Raw genomic sequence first — 15,446 nt, forward strand, 5'->3', positions numbered from 1 at the left:
AATTAATCTCAAAGACTACTTAATATCTGTAAATATATAAATTCCAGGATATTTTAAAATATAGTTGTTTTCATTTTTAATTACTTCAAAACTTTTAAAAATATTTGATCCACTATCTTTAATAATTGATTCATTAAAATCATTTTTAATGTAGATTCTTAAAACTTTAGCTCCACTAATAACTTCATTAATAATTAAGTTATCCGCTACTTTGTAAGTAGACTTATTACTATATTTTGTTAAATATTTTTTTCTTAAGTTTAGTATTTCTTTTAGTTTATTAATTGATTCTGGAATATCCCATTTAATACCATTGTAGGTATCATCTAAGTTATATGAGTTATTACTTAGTTTTTTTGATCGATATAATTCTTGACCAGCATGATAAAAAATAATTCCCTTAGAGATAGCTAATAGATGATTTGCAAAATCTAAGTAATAATATATTCTATCTTTACTTATATTTCTTAATGTTAAAAAATCATATGAGGTTAAATTATCATGACAATCTAGGTAATTAATACTTTGAATACTTTCTTCAAATATGTTTGCTGAGCCCTTAAGGGCAATTAAAACATCTTCTAAGTTATTATTATTTCCTGTAATATAGCCTGAATTAAGACTATACTGACCACCTTTTATCACATCTCTAAAATAATCGTTGAAATGGCTGTAATAGGCAAACTTAGAACTATTTCTCATGGTTGCTCTTTGGTCAATATCAATCACATTATCCATATTCCAACCTTCACCATATAAAATAATATTATCATTAATCTTTGATAGTTCTACTTTTATTTGTCTCATTGTTTCAATGTCCATTAATCCCATTAAATCAAATCTGTAACCATCAAACTTAAATGTTTTTGTAAGATATATTAAACTATCAACAATTAGTTTTCTTACCATATAGTTATTAGTATTTATATCATTACCGACAAGCGAAAAGTTTGTGTTTTTATTATTGTGGTTATGTCTATAAAAATATCCAGGAACTAATTTGTCATATGGGAAAATATTTCTTTCATATACATGATTATAAACAACATCTAATGTAACTCCTAAATTATTTTTATGTGCATAATCAACTAGTTTTTTAACTTCATTAATTCTTAGGTAGTAGTCACTAGGATTACTACTATAATAACCAGATAGGGTAAAGTACTGAGCTGGATTGTAGCCCCAGTTATAGTACTTATCTTTATTAAATTCATCAACACCAATAAAATCTTGAAGTGGTAATAATTGTAAATGTGACATCCCTAAATCTTTAATATATTCAATAACTGATTTACCTAAGAGATTACTATATTCTGTTAAGCCTAAATAATTCTTTTTGCTTTTGACATCAAGGTATACTGATAAATCTCTAACATGACCTTCATAAATAACTGTATCTTCTTTATTTATACGAATAAAATCATGATAAGTCTTACTTGTTTGATTGATATCGATAACTAAAGAGTAATCTAAGTTACCAGCAATTGCATAAGGATCTATTACTTTTTCTGTTTTATGATTTAGAGTTACTAAATAGTAATATTTAGCATCTAGTAAGTTTTCAGCAATTGTTACTTTCCAGATTGGATTTTCATATGTCATTTCATATTTCTTATCATTTAGCACTAAAGTAATATTGGTAGCAACCGGTGAAAATACTCTAAACTCCGTTTCTAAATCACTATACTTAAAGCCTAAAAAACCATCATAACGATAGTTTTCTTCAAAGTCTTTTTGTAATGTGACTAATCCTATATTTAAGTTGTATAAGTGATTATTTACTTTAATTTTATTATCTAAATGAAGTTTAATTCTTTCGCTTGATTTAAAGTACTGGTTTTTTCCTTTTACTTCAATGAAAGATAACTTTAAGTCATTTATATATACATCATTAATATAATTATATGTTTCAATTCTAACTAAATTATAATCATCAATATAACATTTCATGTTATCATTCTTTCTTTAACTTCAAAATTATTCCGGCAAGGGAAGATACTTTTACTTTTAAGTAATAAGGATAACCATTTCTATCTCCCTTTATGGTTTTAAGTGGTAATCCATTATAATTGTTTTCTCCGCCGTATTCTATTTTGTTACTATTTAATATTTCTATATATTCGCCCCTACTTGGAACACCAATTTCATATTCTTCATAATAATTAGGTGTCATATTTAAAACTACCAATAAAGTTTCTTTACTTGATTTTCTAAGATAACTAAAGACACTTGAATCATGGTGATCATTAATAATCCATTTAAATCCTTTTGGGTTGTGGTCTAATTCATACATTGCTTTATTGTATTTATAAACATGCGCTAAATCTCTAAAATAGCGATGTAATTTTTGATGAGCTTCAAAGTCTGCAAGAACATTCCAGTCTAATTCCTTATTAAAGTCCCATTCACTAAATGAGCCAAAGTCTTGCCCCATAAATAATAATTTCTTACCTGGGAAAGTCATGTAATAAGTAAACATTAATCTTAAATTAGCAAATTTAAGATTATAATCCCCTGGCATTTTATTAAGGAGACTTCCTTTCATATGAACTACTTCATCATGTGAAAATGGCAAAATAAATTGTTCATTATAAGCATATACCATACTAAATGTAATTAGGTTGCTGTGGTATTTACGGTAAATTGGATCTTTCTTGAAATATTCTAAAGTGTCATTCATAAATCCCATATTCCACTTATAATTAAAACCTATTCCACCACTACTTACACTGTGGGTAACTTTAGGATATGCAGTTGAATCCTCTGCACTAAAGATTAATCTATCATCTTTATTAAAAATAATTGTTGATAATTCTTTTAAATAGTTTATTGCATTATTATTAGTGCCATTAGCTTCATTTCCTAAGTAATAAATAAGATTTGATACAGCATCAATTCTAAAACCATCAAGATGAAAATAATCAAGCCAAAAAATTAGAGCTGAACTCATAAAGCTTCTAGTTATGCCTTTTGAAAAGTCAAGATTAGATGTTCCCCAAACAACATTTTCACGTAGAAAGTCATTTTCTATTTCATAAAGTGGTGTCCCATCAAACATGGATAAACCAAAATCATCTTTATTTATATGGCCTAAAACCCAGTCAATAATAACACCAATATTTGCTTGGTGTAATCTATCAATTAAATACATTAAGTCCTTAGGACTACCAAATCTTGATGTTGCAGCAAAAAATCCTGTACCTTGATAACCCCATGAATCATCTAGTGGATGTTCATAGACTGGTAGAAACTCAACATGAGTATATCCCATATAATTAATATAGTTTATTAATTCATCTGCTAGCTTATTATAAGTTTTAAACCTACCGAATTCTCTTTGCCATGAACCCAAATGCATTTCATAGATTAATACTGGTTCTTTATATGGTTTTACTTTATTTTTAAACCATGATGAATCATTCCAATTATAATTATCTATATCATAAACTCTAGATGCATTATTCGGTCTTTGTTCAGCATAAAAAGCAAAAGGATCACTTTTATAAAGTGTTTTGTGATCCTTAGTTACTATTTTATACTTATATGTTTCATATTCTAAATTTTTATTAATGGTAATGCTATAAAGCCCAAATTGGTCGATTTTATCTAGTTTATAGTTATCCCCATTATAGTTATTAAAACTACCAACAAGCCTTACTTCTAGGGCGTGTGGTGCATATAACGTAAATTTTGTGGCGTAGATATTTCCTGTAATGTCTCTTAGTAGATGTGACCCCATCCATTTATGTGCGTTTAATGATTTTCCTTGTAAAAACAAACTAAATTCTTGATGAATATCAAACATCACTCTACCCCCATTATTTTATTTTTGTTAAATGCCAAATATCGTTATTATATTGTTCAATTGTTCTATCTGATGTAAAGAATCCTGCTTTTGCAATATTCACTATTACTTTTTCAAACCAATTATCCTTGTCTTTATAATTATTATTAGCTATTTCTTGTGCCTTTACGTAAGCATCAAAATCTTTTAAGACAAAGAAATAATCACTGTTTAATAAACTATGTTTAATATTATCAAAATGATGTGGATTTTTATTTAGGGTTTGAATAAATTCAAAGATATCAATTAATCTTTGATCATTGTCATATATTTCTCTTGGTTTATAGTTATTTTTTTCATACATATCTAAAACTTCTTTAGCTGTCATTCCAAAGATAAATTCATTTTCAGAACCAGCAAGTTCAGCAATTTCTACGTTTGCGCCATCTAATGTTCCAATAGTTAGTGCTCCATTTAACATGAATTTCATATTACCTGTTCCACTTGCTTCTTTTGAAGCCGTTGAAATTTGTTCTGATAAGTCAGCAGCAGTCATAATGTATTCAGCATATGTAACATTATAGTTTTCAACAAATACTACTTTAATTAGATCATTTACTTCAAAGTCACTATTTATTACTTTACTTACTGTATTAATAAGTTCAATAATGCTTTTTGCCATGTGATAACTTGGGGCAGCTTTTGCTCCAAAAATAAAACTTTGTGGATGGAAATTTGCTCTGAATTCTTGATCTTTTTTAAGTCTTAAGTATAAATAGATAATATGCATAATATTTAAGAGTTGTCTCTTATATTCGTGTAATCTTTTTACTTGGATGTCAAAAATACTATTTGGATCTAATTCAATTCCTTCAAGTTCTTTAATACGTTTTGCAAGCTGAATCTTTTTTGCCATTTTCATATCAATAATTTCTTTTTTTAACTTTTTATCTTCTTTAAATTTCAATAATTCTTCGATTTTTGATAGATCATAGCGCCAATCCTTACCGATCCACTTGTCTAAAATAGCTACTAATTCAGTATTTATGTGCATCATCCATCTACGATGAGTAATTCCATTTGTTTTGTTATTAAATCTTTCCGGATATATTTTATAAAAATTATTAAATGTTGTATTTTTTAAGATTTCAGTATGAAGTGCAGCAACACCATTAGTACTATGTGTCCCATAGATACAAATGTTTGCCATTCTAAGACTATTTGTTCCAATTAACTTCATATTATAAATGTCTGTCTCATGAACATTTAATTTTTCTAATTCTAAAACAAATCTACGGTCCATTTCTTTAATTATTTCATAGATTCTTGGCAATAATTCTCTAAATAGTTTTATGTCCCATTTTTCAAGTGCTTCTTGCATAATTGTATGATTTGTAAAGGAACAAGCATTTTTTGTTATTTCCCATGCTTCATCATAACCTAATTTAAATACATCCATTAATCCTCTCATTAATTCAGGAATAATTAAGGTTGGATGAGTGTCATTGATTTGAAATGCATAATATTTATGTAATTCTCTTATATCTCTACCTAAACTTAAATGTTCTTTAATTGCTGCTTGAATTCCTGATGCACTTAATAAATATTGTTGTTGTAGTCTAATTTTCTTACCTTCATATGTTGAATCATCAGGATATAAGGAATCAGATATTTTATTAACCATTTGATAATACTTTTCATCTTTAAATTCCTGTAGTTCTGATGCTTCAGTACTCCATAGTCTAAGTGTTGTTACAACATTGTTTTCATTACCAACAATCTTTACGTCATAAGGTACTGCCTTAATCCAAATTGGTTCTTTTAAGACTGTATCTTCAACATAACCGAAAAATGGAATATCAATTGCTTCATCTTCTATTTTTTCTTCCCAATAAAATCCTTTATCTAACCATGGATCTGGTTTTTCAATTTGTTGATTGTTAACAAATTCTTGAATAAAAAATCCTTTAGTATATCTAATACTATTACCATAAAGTGGTAATCCCAGTGATGCTGCTGAATCTAAGAAACAAGCTGCAAGTCTACCAAGACCACCATTACCTAGACCTGTATCTTCTTCTACATCTTCTATTTTATTAATATCAATATTAAAATCTTTAAAAGCCTCTTTAACGATTTGATAATTACCACTATTTTGCAAGTTATTTGTTATTAGTCTACCCATTAAAAATTCCATTGAAAAATAAATTGCTTTTTTTAAACCCTTTTCTTTTATAAGTAAGTTTGTATTATTATAATCCTCATCTAAATTCTTATTTAACAACATTGCAAGTGATGCATAAAGCTGTGCTGTTGTAGCATTTTCCACTGTTGTTCTAAAGTTTTTATCTAAGGCGTTAATATACTCCTTCTTAAAATGTTCTTTATCTTTAAACACTATTATCATCCTTTCTAGTTTGCCGCATTTGAGTATATTTTAACATAATAAAGCGTTATTATTTTATCTATTAGATATAGAACCGGTTTTTTAATTACATTTTTTACTATTTAATTGAAGAACCGCTCTTAACTACCTGATTACTAAAATTAGCATCTTTATATATTCTAACGTTTCTTCCAATTATCATATTTTTAGGAACTACAGAATGTTTTTCTAATACCGTAATACCTGAAAATAAAACATCTGGTTTCTCAATATTTGGTGTGTAATCATTACCAAATCCAACCTTAGAATTTTCTTCAATTACAACTTTTTTATCAAATATACACTTATTAATTATTGAATTTTTCTTAATAACTGAATCATTTAAAATAACTGAGTCTTCGATAATTGCGCCAGCTTCTACAATAACTCCTGGACTTAAAACAGAGTTAATAACTGTACCTTCAATAATACAACCATTGGAAATTAAGCTATTTTCAATTTTTGCTTTACTACCTATTTTAACCGGTGGTTTTTCTTCACTTCTAGTATATATCTTCCACTCTTCATCATATAAATCTAATTTTGTATCACTCTTAGTTAAAGCAAGCGATGTTTCTAAATATGAATCATATGTTCCAACATCTTGCCAGTAACCTTCAAATGTATGTGATACTACTTTGCTTTTCTTTACCTTTATTAAATACGGAATAATATCTTTACCAAAATCCAAATCAGGTCTTACTACTTCATTTAATGCATCAATCAAAGCTTGTTTATTAAACAAATAAATGCCCATTGATGCTAGTGTTGAATTAGTTTTTAATGGTTTTTCTTCAAAATCAATAATTGAATCATTACTATCTACTTCCATCATACCAAATCTATTTGTTTCACTAGGATCTACTTTAATTGTTGCGATAGTAAGATCGGCATTAGTTTTAGCATGTTTTTCAATCATTGCTCTATAGTCCATTTTATAGATATGATCTCCTGATAAAATTAAAACATATTTCGCATTTTTTCTTTTAACAAACTCAATGTTTCTAAGAACAGCATCTGCTGTTCCTAAGTACCACTGATTATGTGGGTGAAGTAAAACTACTCCACTATCTCTTCTATCTAGGTCCCAAGGTTTACCTACACCAATATGTTCATTTAGTGAAAATGGTAAATATTGGGTTAGAATTCCAATATCATAAATACCTGACTGTGCACAGTTAGAAAGTGTGAAGTCAATAATTCGGTATTTACCAGCAAATGGTACTGCTGGTTTACTTCTTTTTTGTGATAATAAATCGAGGCGGCTCCCCTTACCTCCTGCAAGTATTAGCGCTAATGTTTCCATATTTATCCTCCTATTATTTGTTTATATAATTTTATATACTCTTTAGCTGTTTTATCTAAACTAAAATCTTGTTCTAAATTTCTTTCTGTTAATTTATTCCATTCTTCTTTATTATTTTCAAATAAATCTATTGCTTCAAAAATGACATCTTTTAGAACGTATGAACTCTTTTCATAAAAACTAAAGCCTGTTCCTTCACCTGTATATTTATTATAGGGAAGTACCGTATCTTTTAATCCACCAGTCTCTCTTACTATAGGTATACTTCCATACCTCATAGCAATCATTTGCCCTAAACCACAAGGTTCAAACTGTGAAGGCATTAAAAACATATCTGAACCTGCATATATTTGATGAGCTAACTCTTCATTATATCCAGAATAAAATCCTACATTTTTAGGATATTTGCTTAATAAATATTCAAAATAACTTGAATAACTATAATCTCCTGACCCTAAGATAACTAGTTTAATATCTTTAACAACAATTAGATCTTCTAAAATATCTAACATTAAGTCAAGTCCTTTTTGATTAACAAGTCTACCAATGAATGAAACTAAAGGTTTCCCATTGTCTTTAATATTGAAGTACTCAAGCAATTTCTTTTTATTTGCTTTTTTACCTTTTAGATAATTAGCATTATTAAAATTAGTACTAATATTAATATCTGTTTCAGGATTAAAAACATCATAATCTATTCCATTTAAAATACCTACTAAATCTTTTTCTCGTTTCTTGAGTGCACCATCTAGTGTAAAGCCGAAACTATTTGTTAGTATTTCATTACGATAATTAGGACTTACCGTATTTATCATTGTTGCTCTTTCAATACCTGTTTTAAGGAAATTTATTTCATCAAAATGAATATATGTATAGTCAAAATCTTTATTGAAATAAATGTATTTATCTTTAGAAAATATCCCTTGATATTGTAGGTTATGGATTGTTAGAAGTGTATGTATGTATTTATATTTTTCATTTTTTCTATAGTGTTCATCTAGTAAAAATGGTATTACGGCTGTTTGCCAGTCATTACAGTGAATAATTTGTGGTGGTTTTTTCATCAAATCAACATACTCTAATGCAGCATATGATAAGACTAAAAATCTAATATCATCATCATAATAACCATATAGATTGTCACGTTCAAAATATTGTTGATTTTGAACAAAGATTATATCTAATAGTCCTTCTTTCAATTTATAATAATTAACCACAGTTGAAATGTTACCAATATATAAAGTCTTACTTCCTATATATACTAGTCTTTCATGATACTTAATAATCTGTTTATAGTAGGGAGTAATAATCTCAACATCTACCTTAGCTTTCACTAAACTTGCTGGTAAGAAATTAGACATATCACCTAAACCACCACTCTTACTATACGGAAAAACTTCAGAACTCGCAAATAAAATTTTCATTTAAACCCTCTCCTTATAATATTTTTTTAATAAAAAAAGAAATGCATACACACTTCTTCTATACTTTTGCTAAATAAATACCCATGCCACCTAGTCCAATGTGCGCAGCAACAACCGGACTTAGTGTTCCACCAATTTTTACATCTATTTTGTCATTATTTAATTCTTTAAACATTTTATATATCTGATCTGCATAACCTCTATTATCCACATAAGTTATTCTAATAACAATATTCGAATGCTCAACTAAAACTTTAGCTTGATCTATAATATATTTAAATGCACTCATTAAGCCTCTTACTTTAGCTTCAACAGTTAAGACCCCTTCTTTAAATCTTAAAATAGGTTTTATCCTTAATAAACTACCAATTATTCCTGATATTTTACCAAGTCTTCCACCTTTAACTAATGTTGATAGGTCATCTACACTAAAGATAATTGAACCGTTAGCTTTAATTCTTTTAAACTCACCTAAAACTTCTTCTAATGATTTTCCTTCGTCTGCTAGTTTTAATAATTCCTCAAAAATATAAAGCGCACCTTCAGTTACAGTTTCTGTATCAATGATTATTACATTTTCTTTTTCAAGTATATCTTTTGCTAAATTTGCACTGTTAAATGTCCCACTTAAGGTTTTTGATAATGTTAAACAAATGACATGATCATATTTTTCAAGTTCATGTTCAAATGCTTGAACAAATAAATTAGGAGAAGGTTGGCTTGTAGTAATGCTCTTATTATTTTTTAAAGCATCTACTAATATTTCCTCACCAATTGTTCCATCTACATACTCTTTATTGTCAATAATAACTTTTAAAGGTACAACACTTGCAAATTTACCATTATAACCAAAGGTTGAATCTACAACAAATCCAATTTTTCTCATAACAATGTATTACCTAAATTAATAAGTAAACTCCTCTCTTTAAACGTTTATTACGCCAATTATCCCAGGAACGTTTTCTAACAATAATTTTTCAACACCCTGTTTTAAAGTAACATCAAGTGCAAAACATCCTTCACATGCACCAGACATCTTAACATATACTACACCTGATTCAATCTTTATTAGACTTATATCTCCACCATCTCTTAAGATATATGGTCTAATTTTATCTAAAATAGCTAGAACTTTTGATTCCATTTCAGCCATTATTATTCCTCCTTTTCAACAACCCTTTTTAATATGAAAAATGGAGCGTTAGGATTACATGATTCATTTAGGTAATCGGGAATTGCTTTAAAGCCTCTTGGGCTTTTAGCGTCTGAATTAAATCCTTTAATTCTTAAAATTCCAGATGATAAATCTCCCACCAAATAATGATATCGGTCAAAAGCAACATCAACATATGTTTCATTAAATAATGTTAAGTCAAAACATTCTCTATAATTTTTTATTAGTGAGTAAACTCCGTGCTCTGTTTCTATAATCATCAAAACTCTCCTTAATTACTAATAAATAAGTCTAATTTAATATCAAAATCTTCACCTATAAAATTATAAGTTAAATCATCCATTAAAATACCTACTTTAAAATCTACATTATGTTTAAATAAAAATCTATCATAAAATCCAGCACCATAACCTAGTCTTAGATTACTATTATTTTTAGCTAAACAAGGTATCAGCATTAAATCAATACCTTCATTTATTATTATACCATTTTGTGGTTCAAAAATACCAAATTTGTTTCTTTCCCAAATTGTTTTATCATCAACTTTTATAAAATCCATTTGAAAATTTTTATATGTTCTTGGAAACAAAAATGTTTTATTATCATATAATAATTCTCTTAAATCTACTTCATTTCTAATTGGATAATAAATTGCAACAATAGAAGCCTTTTTATATACATCCAGATTCTTTATCTTATCGATAATTATAATTGATTTTTGACTATGACTTAATCTGTTTATACGGTTTCTATGTTCAAGGGCAAGAGCTCTTGCATCACTTTTACTAATTATCATGTTTGTTGTTTAAATCTGAATAGAAAATTGTATTGTAAACATTATTTTCTTTTCTTGTTTCGTTAAGTGCTTGTTCTGCTGCAATATAAAGACTTGACTCATTAATACCAAATACTTCTGTATCAGCAACACCCGCTTTAACATTTAAATTGCATGTTATAGAACCATAAGATATTTTAATATCCATAAAATTAGGATCTCTAGTAGCACCATTTCTAATTGCACTTATTTTATTAGGATTAGTTATTAAAGCTGCAAATCTAATTCCTGTTAATCTATAAATATCACCATTTTCAGTGATAAATGATTCCTTAATCTTCTTAATATAGTTACTAATAACCATATTACCAAATTGCCATCCATGTTTATCATTTAATTCAGACATGTTTGATAGTTCAAATAAAACTAAATAGAAATATTTATTTTCTTCAATTAATTCCCTTAACTTATTAGCAAGTAACGAGCCATCAGTAACATTGTCTAAAACATCTACGTTTGAGTTTTTAAAATGAATATTTTTAATTGGATTAGCTGATCCCATTATGACTGCCATATTTTGATTTTCAAAAAGTCTTTTACCTCTTTCTTCAAACCAGTGATAATCATTATCAATCTTAATACGATAAGATTGATTATAAAACTCCTTATTTAAGTTTAAACCACTTAGCTTATCTAAATATAATAATCTATCATTAGGTTCAATTAAGTCTCTATATTCTTCTAAATCGACAATATTTGATTTAAATTTAAGCATATTTTTTAAGCTATCACTGAGCCATATAGTATTTTCATTTAAGTCAATTGTAAAAAGACCTTCTTTACTAATTTCTAGTGTTGCTATAAACTTTTCCTTAATCCCTTCTAAATCTTCAACACTTGAAGAGAGCTTCTTTTCAATTGATAAAAGGTCAAAATCATTTTTTATTTCACCAAATGCAGTTCTTCCTTTGTATCTTCCTAAAATAAATACTGGTTGAATAATAACTTTAAGTATTACTTCTTTGCCCTCATGATTCAAAAAAATTATTTCTTGAACTATTTGATCACCAACATTTGCAGTTTTCTTATAATCTAAATAAAAACGTTCTAAAAGTTTATTTGATGATTCACTATCATTTAATTTTTGAATTCTCGTTTTCTTGTTTAATGACTTGAATAATTTTTTACCAATAACATCATTCTTTTCTAAACCTAATTCTTCAAGTAAAGTGCTTGAGATATCTTTTACACGTTCGTTTCTATCAACAACATAATATGCATTTAAATTACTTTCTCTAAATGATTTAATAAATAAAAGATAGTGGTTTGCTTTTAGACTAAATGTACTAAAAGTAAAAATAAAAAAGATTAAAAAATATACTAAATTAAATAATACATAATATGAATATATATTTTCAATTAAACTATTTCCTTTAATGACACCACTAAACCCAACTAAACAAAATATGGCTAATGAAATATTAAAAAATGAAAAGTACAAACTTTTTTTTGCAATCTTCTCATTTTGAATGCTGAAACTAACTGAAAGAATAAGAATAATTGCAGCAATTATCATTAAAAATATTGGATTTTGGAAAAATATATCTTTGATCACTAAAATTACCTCTTTCTCTTATTAAAATACTAACCTCTAAAATATTCTAAATAAACTACAACTAAAGCAACTAACAAAGAAAGTACATAAACTACTATTTTTTTAGTATTAGTATTTTTAGTTAACTTATCTGCATGGTTTCCAAGCCCAAATGACTGAAAAGGGTCTATAATATATGATAAAACTTTTTTAAATTTTTGCATAATTCTCACCTCATAAACATAAACAGATATTCCATTAATTTATCTGGATCATTCATTTTTAATAAAATACCTTCAACGGCTATTGAAACATCTCCTGTTTCCTCTGAAACAATGATTGTAAGCCCATCTGTAACTTCACTAATACCAAGTGCAGCTCTATGTCTTGAACCCATTGTTTTATCTTCTACTTCTTTTTCAGATAAAATAAAGTAAGCACCAGCACACAATACTTGATTACCCCTAATAATTACAGCCCCATCGTGAAGAGGTGTATTTGGAATAAATATATTAATTAATAATTCTTTAGAAATATCTGAATGCATCATAATAGCTCTATCTGCAAAGTGGTCTAATGTATTATGTTTTTCAATTGTCATTAGAGCACCAATCTTTTTAGATGATAAATAGAAAGTTGCATCAATAATTTGTTGTCTTGTATTTTCATTACCCATAATAAAATCTTCAGATTTTTTTTCTTTTTTCCAAGAAAATTCTAAAGTTCTTCTAAGATCTGGTGCCATAATAATTAAAACAACAAGCGGATAAACTTTTATAATATAATCTAAAACTTTAAAAGCAACATCAATATTTAATTCCTTTGAAATGTAGTGTGCTGTATATAATACAACGAAAATTAAACCAAAATTAAATAATCTACTGTTTGAAAATAATATTCTAATTAAAAACAAGGAAATAACCCATACAATATAAAAATCAAGTACTATTTTCCATATAGGTAATTCTGGCATAGTAAACAATAAAAAATCCATGTTATCACACTCCATCTAATATGTTATATTATAACATATAATAGAAAACATTATTTGCAAATACATAAATAAACATATATAATTAGTTAAGCAAGGAGCGATACAATGGAAATCGAAAATACAAATAGTAAAGTAATATTAGTTAAGGTTAATATTACTAATAAAGCAAATGAACTAAATAATGATAAAACACTAGACGAATTAAGTGACTTAGCAATAGTCTTAAACTTAAATCCAGTTTTTAGACTTACTCAAAATAAAAAAAGCTATGATCAAAAATATTACATAGGATATGGTAAAATTTCAGAACTAAAAAACTTAATTGATATTTATGAAGCAAGTGCAGTTATTTTTGATGATCCTTTAAGTCCATTACAATTAAGAAATCTAGAAGAATTACTAGATACTGAAGTTTATGATAGAAGTTATTTAATATTACAAATATTTAAAGACCGAGCAATCAATAAACAAAGTAGATTAGAAGTTGAACTAGCTAATAAAAAATATATGTTACCTAGATTAATTGGTTTAGGTAAGGTTTTATCTAGGCAAGGGGGCGGTTCTTTTAATTCTAGAGGTCCAGGTGAGACTATGCTAGAACTACAAAAAAGAAAACTTCAAGATGATATTAATAAAATTGAAAATGAATTAAATAAACTTGAAATTTCAAACCTAAACTCAAGAAAAAAGATGCTTGAAAACAACATACCAATTATTTCATTATTTGGTTATACTAATGTTGGAAAAAGCTCATTAATGAACTCACTTGCTAAATACTTAAATGCTAAAAAAGATGATGTCTTTGTTGAGAATAAAGTCTTTGCTACTCTTTCTACAAAATATAAAAAAATGAATAAAGATAAATATCCACCATTCTTATTATTAGATACAGTAGGAATTATTAGTAAACTTCCAATTGAACTTATTCGTTCTTTTAATTCAACACTTAAAGAAACACTTGATGCAGAACTTATTTTAATAGTTGTTGATCCACTAAATGATCCATTTTATCAAATAGAAAATAGCTTAAATATTTTAAATTCAATTGGTGCTAGTAACATCAAAAAATTAATTGTTTTTACTAAAGCAGATAAAATTGATGAATCATTTGCTCTAAATATCAATGAGGAACATATCATTGTTTCAAACGAGACAGGTTATAATATTGATAATTTAGTTAATTTAATTTATTCTAATATCTATAGTGATATAAAGCATGTTTCGCTTAAATTAAATTATGATGATTTAAAAATAATTGATGAAATAAAAGAAAAAGGATTTGTCTTATCCTTCGATTATTTAGATAATTATATTTTAGTAAAAGCATTTATTAATAAAGAATTATTAAGTAAATATGAAAGTAAAATTGTTAGTAGATAATTCTACTAATTTTTTTATATATAAAGATAAAAAAAATCAGTTCATTTGAACTGATTTCACTAATGACAAGTTATAAATGGTGGCCCCGGACAGAATCGAACTGCCGACACGAAGATCTTCAGTCTTCTGCTCTACCAACTGAGCTACAGGGCCGAAATAATGGCGGTCCCGACGGGAATCGAACCCGCGATCTTCTGCGTGACAGGCAGACATGTTAACCGCTACACCACGGAACCATTATTGGTTGCGGGAGAGGGATTTGAACCCACGACCTCCGGGTTATGAGCCCGACGAGCTACCAAACTGCTCCATCCCGCGATATTAATATTAAATTGTGGCGGAGAAAGAGGGATTCGAACCCCCGCGCCTTTTACAGCCTGTCGGTTTTCAAGACCGATCCCTTCAGCCAGACTTGGGTATTTCTCCATAAAAATGGTGGACCCGGTAGGACTCGAACCTACGGCCGACCGGTTATGAGCCGGTAGCTCTAACCAACTGAGCTACGGGTCCTAAAGTGGTAGCGGCGGGGGGACTCGAACCCTCAACCTCACGGGTATGAACCGTGCACTCTAGCCAGTTGAGCTACGCCG

General features: G+C 27.8%; 13 protein-coding genes and 6 tRNA genes (1 of these 19 running past the window's edge). 1 reads left to right on the forward strand and 18 read right to left on the reverse strand.

Features of this window, described 5'->3' with window-relative positions; all coding sequences use genetic code 11:
- Positions 1-15: 15 nt before the first annotated feature.
- From T352_RS06510 to cdaA, 12 genes are all read right to left on the reverse strand, one after another.
- Positions 16-1,950 (reverse strand): alpha-amylase family glycosyl hydrolase, encoded by a 1,935-nt coding sequence (locus T352_RS06510; protein ID WP_035345282.1) that lies wholly within the window; start codon positions 1,948-1,950, stop codon positions 16-18.
- A gap of 4 nt (positions 1,951-1,954) precedes the next feature.
- Positions 1,955-3,805, reverse strand: coding sequence for a 1,4-alpha-glucan branching protein GlgB (gene glgB, locus T352_RS06515; RefSeq protein ID WP_162151199.1), 1,851 nt, complete (start codon positions 3,803-3,805; stop codon positions 1,955-1,957).
- Positions 3,806-3,818: 13 nt separating this feature from the next.
- On the reverse strand, positions 3,819-6,191 hold the full coding sequence (gene glgP / locus T352_RS0104350; RefSeq protein WP_026391919.1) for a glycogen/starch/alpha-glucan family phosphorylase: 2,373 nt from the start codon (positions 6,189-6,191) through the stop codon (positions 3,819-3,821).
- Positions 6,192-6,288: 97 nt separating this feature from the next.
- Positions 6,289-7,515, reverse strand: coding sequence for a glucose-1-phosphate adenylyltransferase (locus T352_RS0104355; protein ID WP_026391920.1), 1,227 nt, complete (start codon positions 7,513-7,515; stop codon positions 6,289-6,291).
- A 2-nt stretch (positions 7,516-7,517) separates the two neighbouring features.
- Positions 7,518-8,939, reverse strand: coding sequence for a glycogen synthase (locus T352_RS0104360; RefSeq protein ID WP_026391921.1), 1,422 nt, complete (start codon positions 8,937-8,939; stop codon positions 7,518-7,520).
- Positions 8,940-8,997: 58 nt separating this feature from the next.
- Positions 8,998-9,825: a DegV family protein gene (locus tag T352_RS0104365; protein ID WP_026391922.1), complete on the reverse strand. Its 828-nt coding sequence runs from the start codon at positions 9,823-9,825 to the stop codon at positions 8,998-9,000.
- A 39-nt stretch (positions 9,826-9,864) separates the two neighbouring features.
- On the reverse strand, positions 9,865-10,092 hold the full coding sequence (locus T352_RS0104370; protein WP_026391923.1) for a NifU family protein: 228 nt from the start codon (positions 10,090-10,092) through the stop codon (positions 9,865-9,867).
- Between the two features lie 2 nt (positions 10,093-10,094).
- Positions 10,095-10,373 carry a YutD-like domain-containing protein gene (locus T352_RS0104375; protein WP_026391924.1) on the reverse strand — a complete coding sequence of 93 codons (279 nt, stop codon included), beginning with the start codon at positions 10,371-10,373 and terminating at the stop codon, positions 10,095-10,097.
- A gap of 11 nt (positions 10,374-10,384) precedes the next feature.
- Positions 10,385-10,909 (reverse strand): 5-formyltetrahydrofolate cyclo-ligase, encoded by a 525-nt coding sequence (locus T352_RS0104380; protein WP_026391925.1) that lies wholly within the window; start codon positions 10,907-10,909, stop codon positions 10,385-10,387.
- Entirely contained in the window at positions 10,899-12,503 is a 1,605-nt protein-coding gene (locus tag T352_RS0104385; protein ID WP_026391926.1) for a diguanylate cyclase domain-containing protein, read from the reverse strand. The genes T352_RS0104380 and T352_RS0104385 overlap by 11 nt, the downstream gene beginning before the upstream one ends.
- Positions 12,504-12,532: 29 nt before the next feature.
- Positions 12,533-12,706, reverse strand: a complete 174-nt coding sequence (locus T352_RS07135) for a hypothetical protein (protein ID WP_156951197.1) — start codon at positions 12,704-12,706, stop codon at positions 12,533-12,535.
- A 5-nt stretch (positions 12,707-12,711) separates the two neighbouring features.
- A complete protein-coding gene (cdaA, locus tag T352_RS06520; protein ID WP_232361981.1) occupies positions 12,712-13,476 on the reverse strand; it encodes a diadenylate cyclase CdaA in 765 nt (254 codons plus the stop codon).
- A gap of 105 nt (positions 13,477-13,581) precedes the next feature.
- On the opposite strand from cdaA, the gene hflX reads away from it, so the two are divergent.
- Complete coding sequence (gene hflX / locus T352_RS06525; RefSeq protein WP_051615830.1) at positions 13,582-14,856, forward strand: GTPase HflX; 1,275 nt, start codon at positions 13,582-13,584, stop codon at positions 14,854-14,856.
- A 77-nt stretch (positions 14,857-14,933) separates the two neighbouring features.
- On the opposite strand, the gene T352_RS0104405 is transcribed toward hflX, so the two are convergent.
- The 6 genes from T352_RS0104405 to T352_RS0104430 form a co-directional block, all read right to left on the reverse strand.
- Positions 14,934-15,009, reverse strand: a tRNA-Phe gene (locus tag T352_RS0104405).
- Between the two features lie 7 nt (positions 15,010-15,016).
- A tRNA-Asp gene (locus T352_RS0104410) sits at positions 15,017-15,092 on the reverse strand.
- A 5-nt stretch (positions 15,093-15,097) separates the two neighbouring features.
- Positions 15,098-15,174: transfer RNA gene (locus T352_RS0104415), tRNA-Met, on the reverse strand.
- A gap of 17 nt (positions 15,175-15,191) precedes the next feature.
- A tRNA-Ser gene (locus T352_RS0104420) sits at positions 15,192-15,282 on the reverse strand.
- 7 nt (positions 15,283-15,289) lie between these two features.
- Positions 15,290-15,366: transfer RNA gene (locus tag T352_RS0104425), tRNA-Ile, on the reverse strand.
- 5 nt (positions 15,367-15,371) lie between these two features.
- Positions 15,372-15,446 (reverse strand) — tRNA-Met (locus T352_RS0104430) (it continues 2 nt past the right edge of the window).

This window comes from Haploplasma modicum ATCC 29102, from assembly GCF_000687835.1.
Taxonomy (GTDB): Bacteria; Bacillota_I; Bacilli_A; order Acholeplasmatales; family Acholeplasmataceae; genus Haploplasma; species Haploplasma modicum.